Origin of the sequence: Streptomyces sp. NPDC006326, from assembly GCF_040612915.1 — a bacterium.
In the GTDB taxonomy this organism is placed as follows: domain Bacteria; phylum Actinomycetota; class Actinomycetes; order Streptomycetales; family Streptomycetaceae; genus Streptomyces.
In genome coordinates this window covers 100,556-119,775 of sequence record NZ_JBEXRC010000023.1, presented here as the reverse complement: position 1 = coordinate 119,775, position 19,220 = coordinate 100,556, and the positions used below count along the sequence as shown (strand labels likewise).

Below are 19,220 nucleotides of genomic sequence, written 5' to 3'. Positions count from 1 at the left end.
CTCGGGCTCTACGCCTCGAACGAGAGCGACCAGTACCAGTGGAAGCGCTTCGACCCCAAGACCATCACCCTGGAGACCGAGTACAACAACCCGCCCGGTACTCCGTCGGACCTCGGCACCTCCCCTGCCACGTCGTGCACCGAAGGCGGTGTGATCGGCAACGCCCGCATCTCGCTGTACGCGAAGCTCGACGACGCGGACGGCGGCAACCTGCAGGCCGAGTTCCAGCTTTTCAAGGCCGGTCAGAGCGCCCCGCTCACCACGCAGAAGCTCCCGGCGCTCAAGGGACGCGTGGTGACCTGGTCGGTTCCCGACGAAAGCCTGGCGAGCGGGACCTACAGCTGGAAGGTCCGTGCCACGGACCAGGACGGCGCGTCCTCCGCCTGGTCTCCCACCTGCACGTTCGCGGTGGACCGGGTCAGGCCCAGCCTTCCGCCCGTGGTCAGTTCCGCCCAGTTCCCCGACGGTGCGGGCGGATGGCCGACCACGACCGGCAAGGCCCGCACGCCCGGCACCTTCACCTTCGGTGCCAACGGGGTCACGGACCTGAAGGAGATCTGGTACTACACCGATGACCAGCCGCGGCTGAAGTCGGTGGCTCCGGGGGGCAGCGTGACCATCGTCCCGCCCGGCGCGGGTCCGCACCACGTGTACGCCTACGGCGTCGACAAAGCGGGCAACCGCTCCGACACCTCCACTTACACCTACTACGCCACCCGTTCGAGCACCGTGGACGGCCCCGGCGACCTCAACGGCGACGGAATCCGCGACATCTGGACGCTCGACGCCAAGGACCAGCTCGTCACCTACACCGGCCAGGGCAACAGCACGTTCGTCCGGGCGCAGGCGAACGGCGGCGGCACGACCTTCAGCGGAGCCCAGATCGCCTACCAGGGCGACTGGGACGGCGACGGCGACAACGACCTCGTCGCCCTCCACTACGTCGCGAACGAGGGCAGGAAGCTGCTGTCGACCTACTCGAACACCGGCATGGGCTCGGTCGACAACCCCATCGTCCTCACGGTGGGCCGGGAGGAGAACAACCACTGGTACAACGCGGAGCAGATCATCGCTCCCGGCGACCTCGACGGGAACGGCCAGCCGGACCTGCTGGTCAAGCAGGGCAAGCAGCTCTGGGCGTACTACGCCGGCTTGTACAACAACCTCGACGAGGCGGATCCCGTACTCGTCGGCAACGGCGACTGGGACAGGTTCACCGTCATCGCGCCCGGCGACCTCAACGGTGACAAGGTGCCCGACCTCTGGCTGCGGGACAACGCCACGGGTGACCTCTTCCGCACCTACGGGAGCAAGGGCCCGGACGGCAACCTCGACCCCACCGCCTGGGGCAGCACGGCCGCACGCGTCAAGATCGGAACCGGCTTCGACGAAGCCACCTATCCGGGCATGAGCTCCGTCGGTGACATCACCGGCGACGGTCTGTCCGACCTGTGGGCGCGCAAGGGCGGCAAGGTCGTGGCCTGGCCAGGCAAGCAGCCCGACGCCGGCGGTCTGTCCTTCGGCGCCGAGTTCGTGCTCGCCGCCCAGCTCGGCGACGTACCGGTGGCCGCCAACGAGGTCGGCAACGGCAATGACCGCGTCCGCTGGGCCGACTTCGACGGCGACGGCAAGCTCGACTACAACGTGATCGGCGACGACGGTGCCGTCTCGGTCTGGGTGAACAACGGTGGTGACGGTGCCGGCGGCTGGAAGCTGCTCGGCCGGGTGTTCAAGGGCGCGACCACGGACCGCTCGCAGGTGCGGCTCGTCGACTTCGACGGCGACGGCAAGTCCGACTACGTGCTCATCAATGCCAATGGATCGCTGAACGTGCGCCTCAACAAGGGCGGCGGCGACAGCGGCTGGAAGGACCTCGGCCAGGTCTTCGCCGGTACGACGGCCGACCGCACGAAGGTCCGTTTCGTGGACTTCGACGGCGACGCTAAGGCCGACTACCTGACCTACGGCAGCGATGGCACCATATCCGTCCACCTGAACAAGGGTGGCGACGGGAACGGAGGCTGGCAGGCTCTGGGGGTGGTCGCTGCAGACCACCACAACCCGGACAGTGCCCGTGAGCGCTGGGCCGATTTCAACGGCGACGGCAAGGCCGACTACTACTACATCCAGGACAACGGATCAGTCGAAGTCGCGCTGAACCAGGGCGGTGATACAGGCGGCGGGTGGAAGTGGCTGGGCCAGGTCACCACCGGCTTCACCACCAACCGCCAGCTCGTCCAGTTCGGTGCGTTCACCGGCGATGCCAACGCCGACTACATCCTCGCCGGGCCGAACGACAGCGCTACCGTGCACGCCTGGAACGGTGGTGACAACACCAGCAGCAACGGCTGGATCTCCCTCGGTCTCGTCATGGCGGGAGCCGACGCCCACCCGGCGCCCTCATCGGCGTTCTTCCACTCCATCAAGTCCCCCACCGGCAGCTGGGCTCCCTTCAGCCCGCTGGACGGTGTGGGCGGAGCCGGCTACTTCCAGGGATCCGAGAACGCGATCACCTCGACGTCCGACGGGTCGGTCCAGGTGCTTGGTACGGGCATGGACGGGAAGCTGTACCACAGGGCCCGCTACTCCAACGGCTACTGGAGCAATTGGGCAGCCATCAATGGCGCGGCCGGCAGCTCCATGTGGGCTTCCCAGGACGAAGCCATCGCCGGCATGCCCAACGGTGACGCCCAGGTCATGTCCATCGGCGGCGACGGGCGCATCTACCACAACGCCCGCTACCGCAACGGCAGCTGGCAGGGCTGGAACCCCGTCTCGACCTGGAGCGCCCGAGCGGTTGCGGCGACCGGGATGCCGAGTGGTGACCTCCAGGTCGTCATCATCGGACTGGACGGCAAGCTCTACCACACCGCCCGGTACGCCGACGGCCGCTGGCAGCCCTGGAACGCCATCGAGGGCTATCAGGGCGCCACGGGCTTCGCCGCATCGTCGGTGGCCGTGGCCGGCATGCCGAACGGGGACGCGCAGTTCGTCGCCGTCGGCAACGACGGGCGCCAGTACCACACCATCCGCTTCGTCAACGGCAGCTGGCAGGGCTGGAGCCCCATCGGTGGTGTGGACAACGCCACCAGCGTGGGCATCACCGGCATGTCCAACGGTGATGCGCAGCTGATCGCCGTGGCACCCGACGGAATCGTGTACCAGAACGCCCGCTATGCCGGCCGCAGCTGGCAGGGCTGGGTTGCCCCCGGGTTCCTTGCGAACGATGCAGGGATCACCGGGACCGGCACCGGGGAAACCCACGTACTCGTCAGCCACCGCTGACCCTCCGCACCACCCGACCGGCCCGGACTGCTCGCAGTCCGGGCCGGTCGGCGTTCACGCGAGGCGTTCACGCGGAGGCGCTCGTGCGGCGGGTGCGGGTGAGGAAGGCTTCCACCCGGGCTCGGTCCGGGGACTCCGGGAGGGGGGTTCCCGGCAGGGCCGCCTCCGACTCCTCCGAGAGGCGGGCCATCCAGGCTTCCACCTCGGACCAGGTCAGTTCGCCGCGCTTGACCGCCAGGAGGCGGTCGCGGTGCCCGGTGGCGTCGATCGTCAGGCGGCCCGTGCGCAGCAGGTCCCGGCAGGACAGGAGCAGGCGCAGCAGGTGCATGGCGTGCTTCCAGCGCGGGGCGCCGTGCAGGCGGACGTCTGCCGCGAGTTTGGCGTGCTGGGACCGCGCGTACCGGGTGAAGGTGGTGTGGGCCCGGCGGGAGAGGAAGGCCCCCCGCAGGGACAGGAGTTCCTCACCCACCGGGGTCAGCCGTTCCACCAGCGGGGAGTGCAGGCACTCCAGGATGTTCGGGTTGGCGCGCAGGGCCAGTTCGCAGAAGCGTTCCAGCTCCCAGGAGAACTCCTCCTCGCGGGGGCCCTCCACATGCGTCGGCGGCTTCTCGAAGCGCCAGAACAGCGGGGTCGGGGCGAGGTAGACACCGCGCCGGTCGGTGTCGCTCGCCTCCGTCGCCAGGCCGAACGCCCGGGAGCCCATGACGCACGCGTAGACCGTGTGGTCACGTACCAGGGTCAGGTCGAGGGATGCATCGAGGGATTCCCCGGGCGTCGTCAGCTCGTTCATCCGGGGAGCGTAGGTGCGTTCCCCCGCGCTACGCGAGCGAGATATTGCCGTCCGCGGCCACCGTGATCTTCTTCTCCGCCAGGGGGCGGGTGGCCGGCCCGTGGGCCACCGCGCCGTCCGTCATCTCGAACTTGCTGCCGTGGCAGGGGCAGTCGATGGTGCCGTTCTCCACCTTCGACAGGATGCAGCCCTGGTGGGTGCAGACCGCACTGAAGCAGCGGAAGGAGCCGGCCGTCGGCTGGGTGACCACCAGCTTCTCCTCCTTCAGGACCGTACCGCCGCCCACCGGCACCGCCGAGGACTTCACCAGGGCCTTGCCCGCGCCCGTGGGCGGTGCGGCCGAGGGGGCCGCGGCCTCGGCGGACCGGGCCGGCGGGGAGGCGTTGCCGGGCTCGCTCTGCGCGGGCTTCTTCTCCTCCTTGCCGCAGGCGGTGAGCGTGCCGCCCGCCAGCGCGGCGGCGGCTCCTGCCGCCAGGAGCGTACGGCGGTCGGTCGGCGTGGTGTCGCTCATGGGCTGCTCCTCGTTCGGGGCCGGTCGGCGAGGAGCATCCTGGCGTTTCACGGGCCCCAGGTGAAGCAACGCCGCGCCGCCCGGCTCAGGAGTCGGAGACCCACGGGGCCAGTCGCGCCGGGCTGCCCGCCGCCCGGACGACCTCCCACACGCGCACCACGGCCGCACGGTCCAGCGGCCCGTGGACGTGCGGATAGCGGCCTCCGGTTTCACCCTCGCGGCGGACCTCCGAGGTCAGGGCCCGTTCGTCGAGTTCGACGGCCAGCAGGGTGCCCGGTACCTCCCGGTAGTGCGCGTCGGCGATCGCGAGCACCGTCGGGCGGTCCGCCGAACAGTGCACGAAGCCCTCCGAGTCGAGCGAGGACGGGGCGTAGGGGAGCTCGGGCGCGGCGCTCCAGTCGGCGAGCGGAACCAGGTGGAAGATCATGTCCCGTGTTGTACCCCGGCCGGTCCCCCCGGTCCCGGGTCGGGGGGCAGGTTGGGGTGGATCGGGTGACCCCCTTCCGTGCCACGCCGTGCCGCAGCCCCCTCGGGAGGCGGCCCCGCTGGACGGGGCGCCGGACCCCCGCACGGCCGGGGCTGGCTACCCTGACCGTGAGCTGCCGTTACGTCACGCACCCCTGGAGCGCCCCGTGAGAACCGCCGTCGTCATCGGAACCGGACTGATCGGCACCTCCGCGGCGCTCGCCCTGTCCGCGCGCGGAATCACCGTCCACCTCGCCGACCACGATCCGGCCCAGGCCCGTACGGCCGCATCGCTCGGCGCCGGGACGGACGAGGCGCCGCAGAGCCAGGTCGACCTCGCGGTCGTCGCCGTCCCGCCCGCCCACGTGGCCACGGCGCTGGCCGACGCGATCGGACGCGGACTGGCCCGGGCGTACGTGGACGTGGCCAGCGTCAAGGGCGGCCCCCGGCGGGAACTGGAGGCGCTGGGCGTGGACGTCACGGCGTACATCGGGACCCACCCGATGGCCGGCAAGGAGCAGTCCGGGCCGCTGGCGGCGTCGGCGGACCTGTTCGAGGGCCGGCCGTGGGTGCTGACACCGACCCGGGACACGGACCACGAGGTGCTGAACCTCGCCCTGGAGCTGGTGGCGCTGTGCAAGGCCGTACCGGTGGTGATGGACGCGGACGCGCACGACCGGGCGGTGGCGCTGGTCTCGCACACCCCGCAGCTGGTGTCGAGCATGGTCGCGGCGCGGCTGGAGGCCGCGGACGAGACGGCGGTCCGGCTGTGCGGGCAGGGGATCCGCGACGTGACGCGGATCGCGGCCTCCGACCCGCGGATGTGGGTGGAGATCCTGTCGGCCAATCCCGGGCCGGTGGCGGACGTCCTGGCCGGCATCGCCGCCGACCTGGAGGCCACCGTGGACGCGCTGCGGCGGCTCCAGTCGGCCGACGTGGAGAAGCGCCGCGGGGGCGCGGAGGGCATCGAGGACGTACTGCGGCGCGGGAACGCCGGACGGGTACGGGTGCCGGGCAAGCACGGGGCGGCGCCCATGGCGTACGAGACGGTGGCGGTGCTCATCAGCGACCAGCCGGGCGAGCTGGCGCGGATCTTCGCGGACGCGGGGCGGGCCGGGGTCAACATCGAGGACGTCCGGATCGAGCACGCGACCGGACAGCAGGCGGGCCTCGTGCAGCTGATGGTCGAGCCCCGGGCGGTGGCCGCCCTGACGGCCGAGCTCCGCGAGCGCGGCTGGGCGCTGCGCCGGCAGTAGAGCCGGGCCTGCCGGGCCTGCCGGGCCTGCCGGAGGCCGGGGCGGGACCGTTTGGGCGGCGGGTACGTCCGGGCCCGGTAACCTTGGGCAGGGGCGCTTTGGCGCGCCCGGACACGTACGCGCAACCAGGAAGGTGCCCGCACCGTGGAAACCGCAGCTCCGTCCGCCGTGATCGTCGCCATCGACGGTCCCTCCGGCACGGGCAAGTCCAGCACCTCCAAGGCCGTGGCCGCCAAGCTCGGGCTGCGCTACCTGGACACCGGTGCCCAGTACCGGGCCATCACCTGGTGGATGATCACCAACGGCGTCGACACCGACGACCCGCACGCCGTCGCCGTGGCCGCCGGCAAGCCCGGCATCGTCTCCGGGACCGACCCGGCCGCACCGACGATCACCGTCGACGGACTGGACGCCTCCGGCCCGATCCGCACCCAGGAGGTCACCTCCAAGGTCAGCGCCGTCAGCGCCGTCCCCGAGGTACGCACCCGCATCACCGAGCTCCAGCGCAGCATCGCCGCCGAGGCCGACGGCGGCATCGTCGTCGAGGGCCGGGACATCGGCACCACCGTGCTGCCCGACGCCGACCTGAAGGTCTTCCTCACCGCCTCCCCCGAGGCCCGCGCCGCCCGCCGCAGCGGCGAGCTGCGCGGCAAGGAGGCCGCGGACCTCGCGACCACCCGGGAAGCCCTGATCAAGCGGGACGCGGCCGACTCCGGCCGCAAGACCTCCCCGCTCGCCAAGGCCGACGACGCCGTCGAGGTCGACACCACCGAGCTCACCCTCGACCAGGTCATCGAGTGCGTGGTCACCCTGGTGGAGGAGAAGCGGGCGGAGCGCTCGTGAGCGCAACGCCCTCCCCCAAGGGTGCGGCGGTCGGCCGGCGGATCGGCATCGGGCTCATGTACGGGCTGTGGAAGCCCCGGGTGCTCGGCGCCTGGCGCGTCCCCGCCTCGGGCCCCGTCATCCTCGCGGTGAACCACGCACACAACATCGACGGGCCCATGCTCATGGGGACCGCGCCCCGGCCGCTGCACTTCCTGATCAAGAAGGAAGCCTTCATAGGCCCGCTCGGTCCCTTCCTGGAGGGAATCGGGCAGGTCAAGGTGGACCGCTCCGGGGCCGACCGGACCGCCATCACCCGCGCGCTCGCGGTCCTGGAGAACGGCGGCGCCCTGGGGATCTTCCCCGAGGGCACCCGCGGCGAGGGCGACTTCGCCTCGCTGCGCGCCGGCCTCGCCTACTTCGCGGTCCGCAGCGGCGCCCCCGTCGTGCCGGTCGCCGTCCTCGGCAGCACCGAGCGCCGCGGACGGCTCGTACGGGGGCTGCCGCCCTTCAAGAGCCGGGTGGACGTCGTCTTCGGCTCCGCCTTCGACGCGGGCGACGGCACCGGCCGCCGCACCCGTACCGCCCTGGACGAGGCCACCGTACGCATCCAGAGCCGGCTGACGGCCCACCTGGCCGACGCCAAGCGCCTCACCGGGCGCTGAGCGAGACTTGACCCAGTAACCCAGTAGTGGAACCGCGCTGCGCGGGCACCACCGACCACCACGAACGACGAGGAACGGACTTCATGAACGACCAGCACGACCACGGAGCGCTTGGCGATGCCGAGTACGCGGAGTTCATGGAGCTCGCCGCGGAGGAAGGCTTCGACCTTGAGGACGTCGAGGGCGCGATCGCGGAGGCCGGCCACGGGCCGCTCCCCGTGCTCGCCGTCGTCGGCCGCCCCAACGTCGGCAAGTCGACCCTGGTGAACCGGATCATCGGCCGCCGCGAGGCGGTCGTCGAGGACAAGCCCGGCGTCACCCGCGACCGCGTCACCTACGAGGCCGAGTGGGCCGGCCGCCGCTTCAAGGTCGTCGACACCGGCGGCTGGGAGCAGGACGTCCTCGGCCTCGACGCCTCCGTCGCAGCCCAGGCCGAGTACGCCATCCAGACGGCCGACGCGGTCGTCTTCGTCGTCGACGCCAAGGTCGGCGCCACCGACACCGACGAGGCCGTCGTCAAGCTGCTGCGCAAGGCCGGCAAGCCCGTCGTCCTGTGCGCGAACAAGGTCGACGGCCAGAGCGGCGAGTCCGACGCGGCCGCCCTGTGGTCGCTGGGCCTCGGCATGCCGCACCCGGTCTCCTCCCTCCACGGCCGCGGTACGGGCGACATGCTCGACGCCGTCCTCGAAGCGCTGCCGGAGGCGCCCGAGCAGACCTTCGGCGGCACGCCCGTCGGCGGTCCGCGCCGGATCGCGCTCATCGGCCGCCCCAATGTCGGCAAGTCCTCGTTGCTCAACAAGGTCGCGAAGGAGGAGCGGGTCGTCGTCAACGAGCTGGCCGGCACCACCCGCGACCCGGTCGACGAGCTGATCGAGCTCGGCGGCGTCACCTGGAAGTTCATCGACACCGCCGGCATCCGCAAGAAGGTCCACCTCCAGACGGGCTCGGACTACTACGCCTCCCTGCGCACCGCCGCCGCCGTCGAGAAGGCGGAGGTCGCGGTCATCCTGATCGACACGACCGAGAAGATCAGCGTCCAGGACCAGCGCATCATCACCATGGCCGTCGAGGCCGGCCGCGCCATCGTGATCGCCTACAACAAGTGGGACGAGCTCGACGAGGAGCGCCGCTACTACCTTGAGCGCGAGATCGAGACCGAGATGCAGCAGGTCTCCTGGGCGCCCCGGGTGAACGTCTCGGCGAAGACCGGCCGTCACATGGAGAAGCTGGTCCCCGCCATCGAGACCGCTCTCGCCGGCTGGGAGACGCGCGTGCCCACCGGCCGGCTGAACGCCTTCCTCGGCGAGGTCGTCGCCGCCCATCCGCACCCGATCCGCGGCGGCAAGCAGCCCCGCATCCTGTTCGGCACCCAGGCGGGAAGCAAGCCGCCGCGGTTCGTCCTCTTCGCCTCCGGCTTCCTGGAGCACGGCTACCGGCGCTTCATCGAGCGCCGCCTGCGCGAGGAGTTCGGCTTCGACGGCACCCCGATCCACATCTCGGTACGGGTGCGCGAGAAGCGCGGCGCGCAGTACAAGAAGAAGTAGCGCGCGGGACGGCGGTGACGCCGTCGTGCGGCAGGGCGGTCCGGGGTCAGTAGCCCCGGCGCGGAGCGGGCGGCAGGGCCGCCGGGATGTGCTGCATCCCGGTCTGGTGCTGCCGCCCGTTCGTCGTGCTGCCCGCGTAGGCGTACGAGGGCTGAGGTACGGGCGCGTACGCGGGCTGCCAGGGCTCCGGCTGCCACGGGGAACTGCCCGAGCCGAGGGAGCCGGAGCCCCCGGAGCCGCTCCATCCGCTCCCGTACGCACCACTGCCGTGGGAGGGGGCGATGCCGGCTGCGCCGCCGTACGCGCCCCCGTAGGAGAACGCGGTGAAGCCGAGGTCCTCCTCGCCCGTGCGGTCGCCCGGCAGGGCCCGGAAGGCCCGCAGGTACTCCGAGTACAGCGTGTCGTAGATCGGGGTGTGCGAGACGGCGGCCGGAGCGGTGTCCCGGTCCCGTGCGGAGCGCATCGGGGAGACGGTGCTCGGATGGGCAGGGGCGCGGGAGGGGTCGTATGAATGCACGTATCAGCCAACGAACCCGGCGCCCCGCGGATGCGGGGCGGGCAGCAGAAAACGCAGATGGCCGGGGCGTGTCCCGGCGGCCGCCGGGGGAGCACGGGACGGGCCCCGCTCCCCGACGCACGCCGCCCCGCCCCCTCGTCAGGGGGCGGGGCGGCCGTCGGGGAGCGGGGCCCGGAGCAGCGGGGGTCAGGCTCCCGGGGTGCCTGCCAGCGGCATGGAGGCGGCCACCAGCTTGCCGGCCGCCGCGGCCTTGTCCAGGGCGTCGCGCAGCAGGTCCTCGCGGGGCTGCTGGCCGATGGAGCCCACCGGGGCGGCGTAGACGAGGACGCGCTGCGTCTTGTTCACGGCGGCCCGCCAGCCGTCGGTCACCGACAGCGCCTGGTGGGCCTGCCACCAGGCGACCTGGCCGCCGCCCTCGGTGCCGGGCTGCAGGACGGCGTGCAGCTGTCCCGCGGCGAGCAGGATCGACCAGCCGCCGAGCGGAGAGGGCAGCTCGGTGGTGTCGGTGACGGGGATGAACCCCTGCTCGATCAGGAGCGGCAGGAAGTCGTCGCCGGGGCCGGTGGTGCCCGGGCGGGCGATCGGCGCGGTCGGCTCGACCACGAGGGCCGGGTGGAGCTCGCCGCCGATCAGGACCAGACCGCTGGTGATGCCGAGCACGGCCTGGCCGCCGGGGACGTTCTGCGGGGCGCCGCCGGCGGGCGCCTCACCCGCGGCGGCCGGGCTGTCACCGGTGATGCTCCGGACGGCGCCCTGCAGCTGCTCCTCGGAGACGGAGACCACCTGCGAAGGAATGCAGCCGGCGTGTGCGAAGGCGAGGACGGCGGTCTCCTCGCCGACGAACAGCACCGTGCTGGTGCGGTCGGTCTCGGGGTCCCCCGGGGTGCGGCAGGAGGTGCAGTCGTAGCTGCGCGGTGCGTCGTCGCCGGTGAGCAGCCTCTCGGCTTCTTCGTCACCGATCTCGGCACGTACCTCATCACTGACGTCGAGCATGCGGGGCACGGGGTGGCTCCTCGGACTAGGCGAGCGGGGGCGGCCGGGCGGTTCCCGGCTCGCCGGGCTCAACGGCGCAGCGGCGGCCGGGGTCACGCCGTTTGAGGGAACGGAATCGAACCTGGCCCCCGGAGGAGTGAACGGTCCGACCGGTGCGTTGTTTTCGTTCCAACTGTTTTCCTCTTGTGCGCAGTTGGTGCCCGGTGCTGGCCGTTTGGAGGGGGCGGGGGGCCGGTGGAGGACGGCCAAGGGTGGGCCGACCGGGTGGGCCGCGCGGCGGGCCGCGTGGCAGGAGAGGGCGGGTGGCACGCGGCTGCGTAGCGTGACGCGATGCCCGACCTCCGGATCCGGCGGGCCGTCCCGGCGGCCGCCGCTGCCGCTGCCGCGCTGGCGCTCGTCCTCGTACTCCCGTCGGGCGCCGGCGCGGCTCCGCCGCCCCCGGCGCCCGGGCCCGCGGGGGCGGCGCATCCCGGCTCCCCGGGGCTCGTCGGGAGCGGGCCGGGGGACTGCGGCCCGGGCGGGGAGTGGCCCTGGGACTGCGTGGCCGACTGCGAGAGCAGCGGCCGCTGGGCGGTCAACACCGGCAACGGCTTCTACGGGGGCCTGCAGTTCCGGCAGCCGACGTGGGAGGCGCACGGGGGACTGCTCTTCGCGGCGCGGGCCGACCTTGCGACCCGGGAGCAGCAGATCCGGGTCGGGGAGGAGGTGCTGGGGCTCCAGGGGTGGGACGCGTGGCCGGTCTGCTCGAAGCGGTACGGGCTGGCGGGGCGGATGCACGTGGTCCGGGCCGGGGACACCCTGGACGGCATCGCCCGCCGCCGCCGGGTCCCGGGCGGCCGGCAGGCGCTGTACGAGGCGAACCGGGAGCTGATCGGCCCGGAGCCGCAGTCGCTCACGGTGGGCACCCTGCTCACCCTCCCCCCGGCCGCCTCCACCGACACCACCGACCCCGCCGTCGGCCCCGGCGGGCCCGGCTCCGGAGGGCCCGGCCCCGGCGTCTCCGGCTCCGGCGTCTCCGGCTCCGGCGTCTCCGGCCCGGCCGCCGGTCCCGGAGGCGGCCAAGCCGTCCGCCGAAGCCGGCGCGGCGCAGCCGCCGGGCGCGGCCGCCCCCGCGAGGCCCTTGAAGCCGGTGGGTCCGGTGCTCCGGTGGGTCTCCTGGTTCCGGTGAGAGCGGGGGCTGCGGCCGCGCAGCCAGTGGGGGCCGGGCCCGGTCGACGGGGCGGGGGGCGCTGGCAGACTGCTCGGCATGCTGGATACCTCCGCGCGGCTGCTGCGTCTCCTGTCCCTCCTGCAGGCCCACCGCGAATGGACCGGGGCCGACCTCGCGGAGCGGCTCGGCGTCACCCCGCGGACGGTGCGCCGGGACGTGGACCGACTGCGGGAGCTCGGCTATCCGGTGAACGCCAGCCCCGGCACCGGCGGCGGCTACCAGCTGGGCGCCGGGGCCGAGCTGCCGCCGCTGCTGCTCGACGACGACGAGGCCGTGGCCGTCGCGGTCGGCCTGCGGACGGCCGCGGGGAACGGAGTCGAGGGGATCGGCGAGGCTTCCGTACGGGCGCTCGCCAAACTGGAGCAGGTGCTTCCGGGCCGGCTGCGGCGGCGGGTGTCGGCGCTCAACGAGTTCACCGTGCCGATGCTGCGCGACCCGGCACCGGCCGGGGTCGACCCGTCCGTGCTGACCGAGCTCGCCGCCGTGTGCCGGGACGGCGAGCGGCTCCGCTTCGGGTACCGGGACCACGAGGGCCGGGTCAGCCGCCGGGTGGTGGAGCCGCATCGGCTGGTCTGCACCGAGCGGCGCTGGTACCTGGTGGCCTGGGACCTGGACCGGGAGGACTGGCGTACCTTCCGCGCCGACCGGATCGAGCCGAGACCCCCGCACGGGCCCCGCTTCCCCCCGCGCCCGGCGCCGGCCCAGGACCTCGCCGCGTACGTCTCGCGCGGCGTGGCGCAAACGGCCTACGCCGCCCGGGCCGTGCTGCGGCTGAAGGTCCCCGCACAGCAGGCGGCCCGGATCATCGGGCCGAGCGACGGCGCCGTCGAGCTGCTCGACGCGGAGAGCTGCCTGCTGCGCACCGGCGCAGTGAACCTGGACGTACTCGTCATTCACGTGATGCTGCTCGGGTGTGAGTTCGAGGTGGTGGAGCCGCCGGAGCTGACCGATCGGATCCGGGCCGCCCGGGACCTTCTCGGGCGCGCCGTGGAGAAGATGTAAGGAAACCGAGGGGGACTCACGGGGGGTGCGGACGATGGGCCACGGCAATCCCCGGGAGGAATTCCCGGGCTTCGGGACGGAATACGAAAACGGTATCTCCGTCGGGCGTGTCGCGGCCGGAAAAAGAATGCGGCGGGGCGGCTTCCGCCGTCCTTCCGGGCCGGCCGGCCGAAGTCGGGCCTGTCAAAGAACTGTCGACATTCCGTGACCCAAGCGTGACCCGGTACGGAGGAACGTCCGGGCGCGGCGCTGACGTTCCGGTGTTTTCGGGGCACGGACGGCCGAGGCGGGCCGGGTGGTGGCCCGGCCCGCCTCGGTGGGTGCGGTGTGCGGGGAGAGGCTGTGCGTACCGGCCCCGCGCGCTCCCGTACGGGAGCGGTTCAGCCCCCGGTCGCCGGACGGGCGGCCGTCCCGCGGGCGGCGGCCGCGGCCCGCTCCGTGTGGGCCGGTCGGCGGCTGCCGACCGGGGTGACCGGCGTCCGCTCGGACCGGATCAGGTGCGGCCGGACGGGCAGGTGTGCGGCCGGCCGGGGCGTCGGGGCGTGGCCGGCCAGGGCCGCCGTTGCCGGTGCGGACGCCGTGGCGGGCACCGCGAGGGGCTCCGGGTCCGCGCCGGCCCCGGCAGCCGCGGCGGCGGGCCGCAGCTGCCACTTGCCGCCCGCCGAGAGCAGCGGGGTGAGCAGGGCGGCGACCGGCGCGGGCACGGTGCCGGCCTCCAGCCGGCGGCGCTGGCGCTCGCGCATCTCGAACACCCACGCCTCCACCCCGGCGATGAGCGGCTCGAACCAGGGCAGCGCCAGCATGATCAGCAGACCCGCGGACCAGCCGAGCAGCACGTCGCTGACCCAGTGGGTGCCCAGGTAGACGGTGGTGGCGCCGACGCTCAGCGAGACGACCGCGGAGAAGACGGACAGCACCCGCCGGGTCCTCACCGTGGAGGCCAGGTACGCCAGGATGCCCCAGGTCACGACGGCGTTGGCGGTGTGGCCGGAAGGAAATATATCGCCGCCCGCGAAGAGCTCGGCGGAGCCGATGCGGGTGGCGTAGTGCGGGCCGAGCCGGCCGAGGCCGAGCTTGACGGAGCCCACCGTGATGTTGAGGAGGAGCAGCGACACGCCGAGGGTGATCAGCGGGCGCAGGGTGTGCTGCCGCCAGGAGCGCCAGCCGAGCCATGCGGCGACCATGACCGCGGTGGGCCCGCGCTGGCCCAGGACCACCAGGTAGTCGAGGAAGGCGTGCAGCTGCGGCCACTGCTCGTAGGGCCGGAAGAACATGACCTGCCAGTCCAGGCGGACAAGCCAGGACGTGGTCAGCACGGCCACCACGATCGCCAGGTAGAAGGCGAGGGTCGATCCCAGGAGCACGATGCGGTGCCGGCTCATCCGCGGCGTTTGCAGATGAGCCGGTCGCTCTGGTTCCCGGTCCAGCCGGGCGAAGACCCGCTCCAGACGGGTCAGGATTTGGTCGGTACGCACTCAATCGACGTTACCGCGCGTCGATGGGCGGCCCGGTCGAATCGCGGGGTTTGTGATGACCATGTGATGTGGAGTTGGTCTCACGCGGCGCTAATTCCCGGGATTTGAGCATGAATTGGAGCGGCGTGTTCCATTGGCCTGGCCATTGTTTCGCACACTCACCCGGGGTTTATCGCTCCGACCCAATTACTTTGCTCAAAGATGGATCGGAATGATCCATTCCGTGATGCGGCGCCCGGCGAAGCCGGTGGGGCCCGCCGGGACCTGCGACGGCCTACGGGGGCCCCGAGCCGTTCAGCCAGAACGCCCCGTACCCCGCCGAGGCCAGGGCCACCGCCCCCAGCAGCGCCGACGCCCGCCCCGTCCGCCACCGGGCCAGTCCCACCGCCGGCGGCAGCAGCAGCGTGAACGCGGGCAGCAGCAGCCGCGGCTTGGAGCCGAAGTACGCCGACGCGCACAGCGCCAGCGCCAGCACGATCCCCCCGTACACGAGCAGTGCGGCGGGCTGCCGCTGCCGTACGCACAGCCCGTACAGCCACAGCACCAGGGCGACGCCCGCGATCAGCCCGATCCCGGCGGCGACGCCGCCGGGGGAGCCCGAGCCGAGCTTCGCCCCGATGAACAGGGCGAAGGCCCGGCCGCCGTCGAAGCCGTTGCCCCAGCCCCCCTGCACGTCCAGGTAGCCCAGCAGGCCGCCACCGGTCCGCGCCCCGACCCACAGCACGTACGCCGCCGCGCCCAGCGGGGCCAGCAGGGCCCCCGCCGCCGCCCGCCACGACCGCTCACCGCGCCGCCGGGCCAGGGCGGCCGCCACCCAGACCGCCGCCACCACCGCCACGCCGACCGGGCGGGTCAGCCCCGCGCCCGCCGCGAGCAGGCCCGCCGTCAGCCACCGCCCGCGCAGCGCCGCGTACAGGGCCCAGGCGGCCAGGGCGGTGAACAGCGACTCGCTGTACGCCATGGACTGCACGACGGCGACGGGCAGCGCCGCCCACAGCGCCACGGCCCACACCCCGGCCCGGCGGCCGTGGACGAGCCCGGCCACCGCGAAGATCCCCCAGGCCGCGGCGAGCCCCGCCACGGCCGAGACCACCAGGCCCGCGGAGCCGTACGACAGCCCGGTCGGCGCCGCCACCAGCCGCTCCAGCCAGGGCAGCAGCGGGAAGAAGGCCAGGTTCGAGTGGACGTCCCCGTTCGGGAGGACCACCTCGTAGCCGTACCCCCGCGCGGCGATCCCGGCGTACCAGAGCGAGTCCCAGCGCGCCGAAAGAAGCGTGTGCGGGCTGCTGCCGACGGCCGCACCCCACCCCGCGAGCACCGCCAGCCCGAGCAGCCGGACGCCCGCGAAGACGGCGAGGGCGGGCGCGGCCCGGCGAAATCCAAGATCTTCCACAGGAATGATTATCGGTGGCGGCGCAGCGGACCACGGGGCCAGAACCACGGCCTCCGCTCCCGCGTGTACGCCGTCGGAGACGCGCGAACGGCGGAGGAGGGGTGGGCGAGTGGCGTACACCACAGTGCGGCCGCCGCCGCGATGAGAGCTTGACCACGTGCCGGGCAGGCGGACTCGCGTACGCTGGCTCTTCACTCGCGTGTCGATGCCGGACCCCGCAGGAAGCCGCACGGCGCACCATCACCGTGGCTCACAAGACGCTGGTCCGCCGAGTGCGAGCGATCATCTGGAGGTACATGCATGTCGGGGACGAACGCGTCCGGCCGCAGGACCGCCGGCAGCGACGCGGCCTCCCTCCGGCTGTCGGCGGCCCCGGACGGAGTCCGGGGGAGGCTGATCACGATGTCCGGCGGGGCCAACCGCTGGGTCGTCCTCGCGGTCCTCTGCGTCAGCCTGGTCCTCGTCGCGCTCGACGCGACGATCCTGCACGTCGCCGTCCCCTCCATCACCGAGGACCTGCGCCCCGGCCCGATCGAGCTCCTGTGGGTGGTCGACGCCTACCCGCTCGTCTGCGCCGCGCTGCTGATCCTCTTCGGCACCCTCGGCGACCGGGTCGGCCGCCGCCGGATACTCCTGCTCGGCTACGGACTGTTCGGCGCGGCCTCGGCCGTCGCCGCCCTCGCCGACAGCGCCCAGGTCCTCATCGCCGCCCGTGCGCTGCTCGGCATCGGCGGCGCCATGATCATGCCCGCCACCCTGTCGATCCTGCGCCAGGTCTTCCCCGACCGGCGCGAGCGGGCCCTGGCCATCGGCATCTGGACCGCCGTCGCCGCCATCGGCGCGGCGAGCGGACCCGTGCTCGGCGGCTTCCTCGTCCAGCACTTCTGGTGGGGGTCGGTCTTCCTCATCAACATCCCGCTGATGGCGCTGATCCTCCCGGTGGGCCGCTGGCTGCTGCCGGAGTCCAAGGGCTCCTGCGACGGGCCGTGGGACGTGCTCGGCGCCCTGACGGCGGCCGGCGGCATCCTCGGTGTGGTCCTCGGGGTCAAGCGGCTCGGCGCGGAGCGCGTGCTCCTCGACCCGTACGCGCTGGTGCCGCTGGCGCTCGGCACGGCGCTGCTGGTCCTGTTCGTGCGGCGGCAGAAGCGGCGCACCCACCCCCTCATCGACATGCGGATGTTCGCCAGGGCGGCCTTCTCGACGTCCGTCGGGTGCATCGTGCTCGCCATGCTGGCCCTGGTCGGCCTGGAGCTGATCGCGGTCCAGTACCTCCAGCTGGTGCTGGACCTCAGCCCGCTGGAGACGGGCCTGCGGCTGCTGCCGCTGACCTTCGCCGCGATGGCCGCGGGCGCCACCGGTTCGTACACGCTGGCCCGGATCGGGCCGCGCACGATGGTCTCGCTCGGCTTCCTGCTGACGGCCTTCGCCGTGCTGCTGCTGACCTTCATGGGGCAGCAAGACCGGCCGGTGCTGCTCACGGTGGGCTTCGTCGTGCTCGGCTTCGGCCTCCAGACCACGCTGTTCGCGGCGTACGAGTCGATGCTGAGCGAGGCTCCGGCGGCCACCGCCGGCGGCGCGGCCTCCATAGGCGAGACCTCGTACCAGCTGGGCGCGGGCATGGGCATCGCGCTGCTCGGCAGTGTCATGAACGCCGCCTACGCCCCGGGGCTGCGGCACGTTCCCGGAGTGTCGCCCGCGGATGCGGCGGGTGCCGCGAACTCCCTGGGCGAGGCCTACCAGATCGCGCGGTCCCTCGGCGGCGCCGCGGGCGCGTCGCTGCATGCGGCGGCGCGGCACTCCTTCGTGCACGGCCTGCACGTCACGCTCGTGGTGAGTGCGGGGCTGCTGCTGGCGGGCGCGGTGATGGCGCTGAGGCTGCCGCGCGTCATGGAGTGCGCGGAGCCCGGCTCCGACTGCGAGCCGGTCCGGCTCCCGGCCCAGGCGGGCCCCGACGCGTCCCGGATCCCGGCCGCGGCGCAGCCGGAACGCAACCCGGCGCTCGGCAGCCGCGCCGGCTGACCTCCGCCCGGGCGACCCGGCAGGGGTGGACCAGGAGCTGCGCCACCGACAAACTTGCACCGCTAGGTTTACCGCTCAGGCCCGCCGGGAGGCCCCGTGTCCTTCGTACCCACCGATCCGCTCGGGCTCGACGAGCTCCTCAGCCCCGAGGACCTCGCCATCCGCGACACCGTCCGCACCTGGGCCGCCGACCGGATCCTGCCGCACATCGCCGACTGGTACGAGCGCGGCGAGCTCCCCGGGATCCGGGAGATCGCGCGCGAGCTCGGCACGCTCGGGGCGCTCGGGATGTCCCTCCAGGGCTACGGCTGCGCCGGCGCCACCGCCGTGCAGTACGGGCTCGCCTGCCTGGAGCTGGAGGCCGCCGATTCCGGCATCCGGTCCCTGGTCTCCGTACAGGGCTCGCTCGCCATGTACGCGATCTGGAAGTACGGCTCCGAGGAGCAGAAGCAGCGCTGGCTCCCGGGCATGGCTGCGGGCGAGCTGATCGGCTGCTTCGGCCTCACCGAGCCCGACATCGGCTCCGACCCCGCCGCCATGCGCACGTACGCCAAGCGCGACGGCGGCGACTGGGTCCTGAGCGGCCGCAAGATGTGGATCACCAACGGATCCGTGGCCTCGGTGGCCGTGGTCTGGGCGCAGACCGACGAGGGGATCCGCGGCTTCGCCGTCCCCACGGATTCCGCCGGTTTCTCGGCGCCGGAGATCAAGCACAAGTGGTCGCTGCGGGCCTCGGTGACCAGCGAGCTGGTGATGGACGACGTACGCCTGCCCGCGGACGCGGTGCTTCCGGGCGTCTGCGGGCTCAAGGGACCGCTGGGCTGTCTCAGCCACGCCCGGTACGGGATCGTCTGGGGGGCGATGGGCGCGGCGCGCGCCAGTTTCGAGTCCGCGCTCGACTACGCGAAGACGCGGGAGCAGTTCGGCAAGCCGATCGGCGGCTTCCAGCTCACCCAGGCGAAGCTCGCCGACATGGCGCTGGAGCTCCACAAGGGCATCCTGCTCGCCCACCACCTGGGCCGGCGGATGGACGCGGGCACCCTGCGGCCGGAGCAGATCAGTTTCGGCAAGCTCAACAACGTCCGCGAGGCGATCGAGATCTGCCGCACCGCGCGGACCGTCCTCGGCGCCAACGGGATCTCGCTCGAATACCCCGTCATGCGGCACGCCACCAACCTCGAATCGGTCCTCACCTACGAGGGCACCGTCGAGATGCACCAGTTGGTGCTGGGCAAGGCGCTCACCGGACTCGATGCCTTCCGGTAAGGGCCCT

At 72.9% G+C, this 19,220-nt stretch carries 15 protein-coding genes and 1 pseudogene; 9 read left to right on the top strand and 7 right to left on the bottom strand.

Features of this window, described 5'->3' with window-relative positions; all coding sequences use genetic code 11:
- Positions 1–3,285, top strand: a 3,285-nt coding sequence (locus tag ABZ128_RS19620) for an FG-GAP-like repeat-containing protein (protein WP_356849804.1), incomplete at its 5' end; no start/stop codon positions are given.
- Between the two features lie 67 nt (positions 3,286–3,352).
- Here ABZ128_RS19620 and ABZ128_RS19615 read toward each other — a convergent pair.
- The 3 genes from ABZ128_RS19615 to ABZ128_RS19605 form a co-directional block, all read right to left on the bottom strand.
- Entirely contained in the window at positions 3,353–4,075 is a 723-nt protein-coding gene (locus tag ABZ128_RS19615; protein ID WP_356849803.1) for a nucleotidyltransferase domain-containing protein, read from the bottom strand.
- A gap of 28 nt (positions 4,076–4,103) precedes the next feature.
- A complete protein-coding gene (locus ABZ128_RS19610; RefSeq protein WP_356849801.1) occupies positions 4,104–4,586 on the bottom strand; it encodes a Rieske (2Fe-2S) protein in 483 nt (160 codons plus the stop codon).
- An 85-nt stretch (positions 4,587–4,671) separates the two neighbouring features.
- On the bottom strand, positions 4,672–5,013 hold the full coding sequence (locus tag ABZ128_RS19605) for a DUF952 domain-containing protein (RefSeq protein ID WP_356849799.1): 342 nt from the start codon (positions 5,011–5,013) through the stop codon (positions 4,672–4,674).
- A 205-nt stretch (positions 5,014–5,218) separates the two neighbouring features.
- On the opposite strand from ABZ128_RS19605, the gene ABZ128_RS19600 reads away from it, so the two are divergent.
- From ABZ128_RS19600 to der, 4 genes are all read left to right on the top strand, one after another.
- Entirely contained in the window at positions 5,219–6,307 is a 1,089-nt protein-coding gene (locus ABZ128_RS19600) for a prephenate dehydrogenase (protein ID WP_356849797.1), read from the top strand.
- A 144-nt stretch (positions 6,308–6,451) separates the two neighbouring features.
- Complete coding sequence (gene cmk / locus ABZ128_RS19595; protein ID WP_356849796.1) at positions 6,452–7,150, top strand: (d)CMP kinase; 699 nt, start codon at positions 6,452–6,454, stop codon at positions 7,148–7,150.
- Positions 7,151–7,206: 56 nt separating this feature from the next.
- Positions 7,207–7,794, top strand: coding sequence for a lysophospholipid acyltransferase family protein (locus ABZ128_RS19590; RefSeq protein ID WP_356849819.1), 588 nt, complete (start codon positions 7,207–7,209; stop codon positions 7,792–7,794).
- Between the two features lie 83 nt (positions 7,795–7,877).
- Positions 7,878–9,338 (top strand): ribosome biogenesis GTPase Der, encoded by a 1,461-nt coding sequence (gene der, locus ABZ128_RS19585; RefSeq protein WP_356849795.1) that lies wholly within the window; start codon positions 7,878–7,880, stop codon positions 9,336–9,338.
- Between the two features lie 46 nt (positions 9,339–9,384).
- Here der and ABZ128_RS19580 read toward each other — a convergent pair whose 3' ends face one another.
- Positions 9,385–9,801, bottom strand: a complete 417-nt coding sequence (locus tag ABZ128_RS19580; RefSeq protein ID WP_356849794.1) for a hypothetical protein — start codon at positions 9,799–9,801, stop codon at positions 9,385–9,387.
- A 240-nt stretch (positions 9,802–10,041) separates the two neighbouring features.
- Positions 10,042–10,848, bottom strand: a complete 807-nt coding sequence (locus tag ABZ128_RS19575; RefSeq protein ID WP_356849817.1) for a hypothetical protein — start codon at positions 10,846–10,848, stop codon at positions 10,042–10,044.
- 330 nt (positions 10,849–11,178) lie between these two features.
- On the opposite strand from ABZ128_RS19575, the pseudogene ABZ128_RS19570 reads away from it, so the two are divergent.
- Both ABZ128_RS19570 and ABZ128_RS19565 read left to right on the top strand, forming a co-directional pair.
- Positions 11,179–11,772 (top strand): annotated as a pseudogene (locus ABZ128_RS19570) (transglycosylase family protein); the annotation flags it as partial.
- Positions 11,773–12,094: 322 nt separating this feature from the next.
- Complete coding sequence (locus tag ABZ128_RS19565; protein ID WP_356849793.1) at positions 12,095–13,060, top strand: YafY family protein; 966 nt, start codon at positions 12,095–12,097, stop codon at positions 13,058–13,060.
- Positions 13,061–13,440: 380 nt separating this feature from the next.
- Here the strand turns inward: ABZ128_RS19565 and ABZ128_RS19560 are convergent, their stop codons facing one another.
- Complete coding sequence (locus tag ABZ128_RS19560) at positions 13,441–14,535, bottom strand: phosphatase PAP2 family protein (protein ID WP_356849791.1); 1,095 nt, start codon at positions 14,533–14,535, stop codon at positions 13,441–13,443.
- Between the two features lie 274 nt (positions 14,536–14,809).
- A complete protein-coding gene (locus tag ABZ128_RS19555; RefSeq protein WP_356849789.1) occupies positions 14,810–15,928 on the bottom strand; it encodes a hypothetical protein in 1,119 nt (372 codons plus the stop codon).
- A gap of 402 nt (positions 15,929–16,330) precedes the next feature.
- On the opposite strand from ABZ128_RS19555, the gene ABZ128_RS19550 reads away from it, so the two are divergent.
- A complete protein-coding gene (locus ABZ128_RS19550) occupies positions 16,331–17,947 on the top strand; it encodes an MFS transporter (protein ID WP_356849815.1) in 1,617 nt (538 codons plus the stop codon).
- Positions 17,948–18,043: 96 nt separating this feature from the next.
- A complete protein-coding gene (locus ABZ128_RS19545) occupies positions 18,044–19,213 on the top strand; it encodes an acyl-CoA dehydrogenase family protein (protein ID WP_356849787.1) in 1,170 nt (389 codons plus the stop codon).
- Positions 19,214–19,220: the final 7 nt, after the last annotated feature.

What these genes read in the sequence shown, in the direction of transcription:
- ABZ128_RS19615 (WP_356849803.1), bottom strand. Translation starts at nt 4,075, where the DNA reads ATGAACGAGCTGACGACGCCCGGGGAATCCCTCGATGCATCCCTCGAC.
- der (WP_356849795.1), top strand. Translation starts at nt 7,878, where the DNA reads ATGAACGACCAGCACGACCACGGAGCGCTTGGCGATGCCGAGTACGCG.
- ABZ128_RS19575 (WP_356849817.1), bottom strand. Translation starts at nt 10,848, where the DNA reads ATGCTCGACGTCAGTGATGAGGTACGTGCCGAGATCGGTGACGAAGAA.
- ABZ128_RS19590 (WP_356849819.1), top strand. Translation starts at nt 7,207, where the DNA reads ATGTACGGGCTGTGGAAGCCCCGGGTGCTCGGCGCCTGGCGCGTCCCC.
- ABZ128_RS19565 (WP_356849793.1), top strand. Translation starts at nt 12,095, where the DNA reads ATGCTGGATACCTCCGCGCGGCTGCTGCGTCTCCTGTCCCTCCTGCAG.
- ABZ128_RS19550 (WP_356849815.1), top strand. Translation starts at nt 16,331, where the DNA reads ATGTCCGGCGGGGCCAACCGCTGGGTCGTCCTCGCGGTCCTCTGCGTC.
- ABZ128_RS19610 (WP_356849801.1), bottom strand. Translation starts at nt 4,586, where the DNA reads ATGAGCGACACCACGCCGACCGACCGCCGTACGCTCCTGGCGGCAGGA.
- ABZ128_RS19605 (WP_356849799.1), bottom strand. Translation starts at nt 5,013, where the DNA reads ATGATCTTCCACCTGGTTCCGCTCGCCGACTGGAGCGCCGCGCCCGAG.
- ABZ128_RS19580 (WP_356849794.1), bottom strand. Translation starts at nt 9,801, where the DNA reads ATGCGCTCCGCACGGGACCGGGACACCGCTCCGGCCGCCGTCTCGCAC.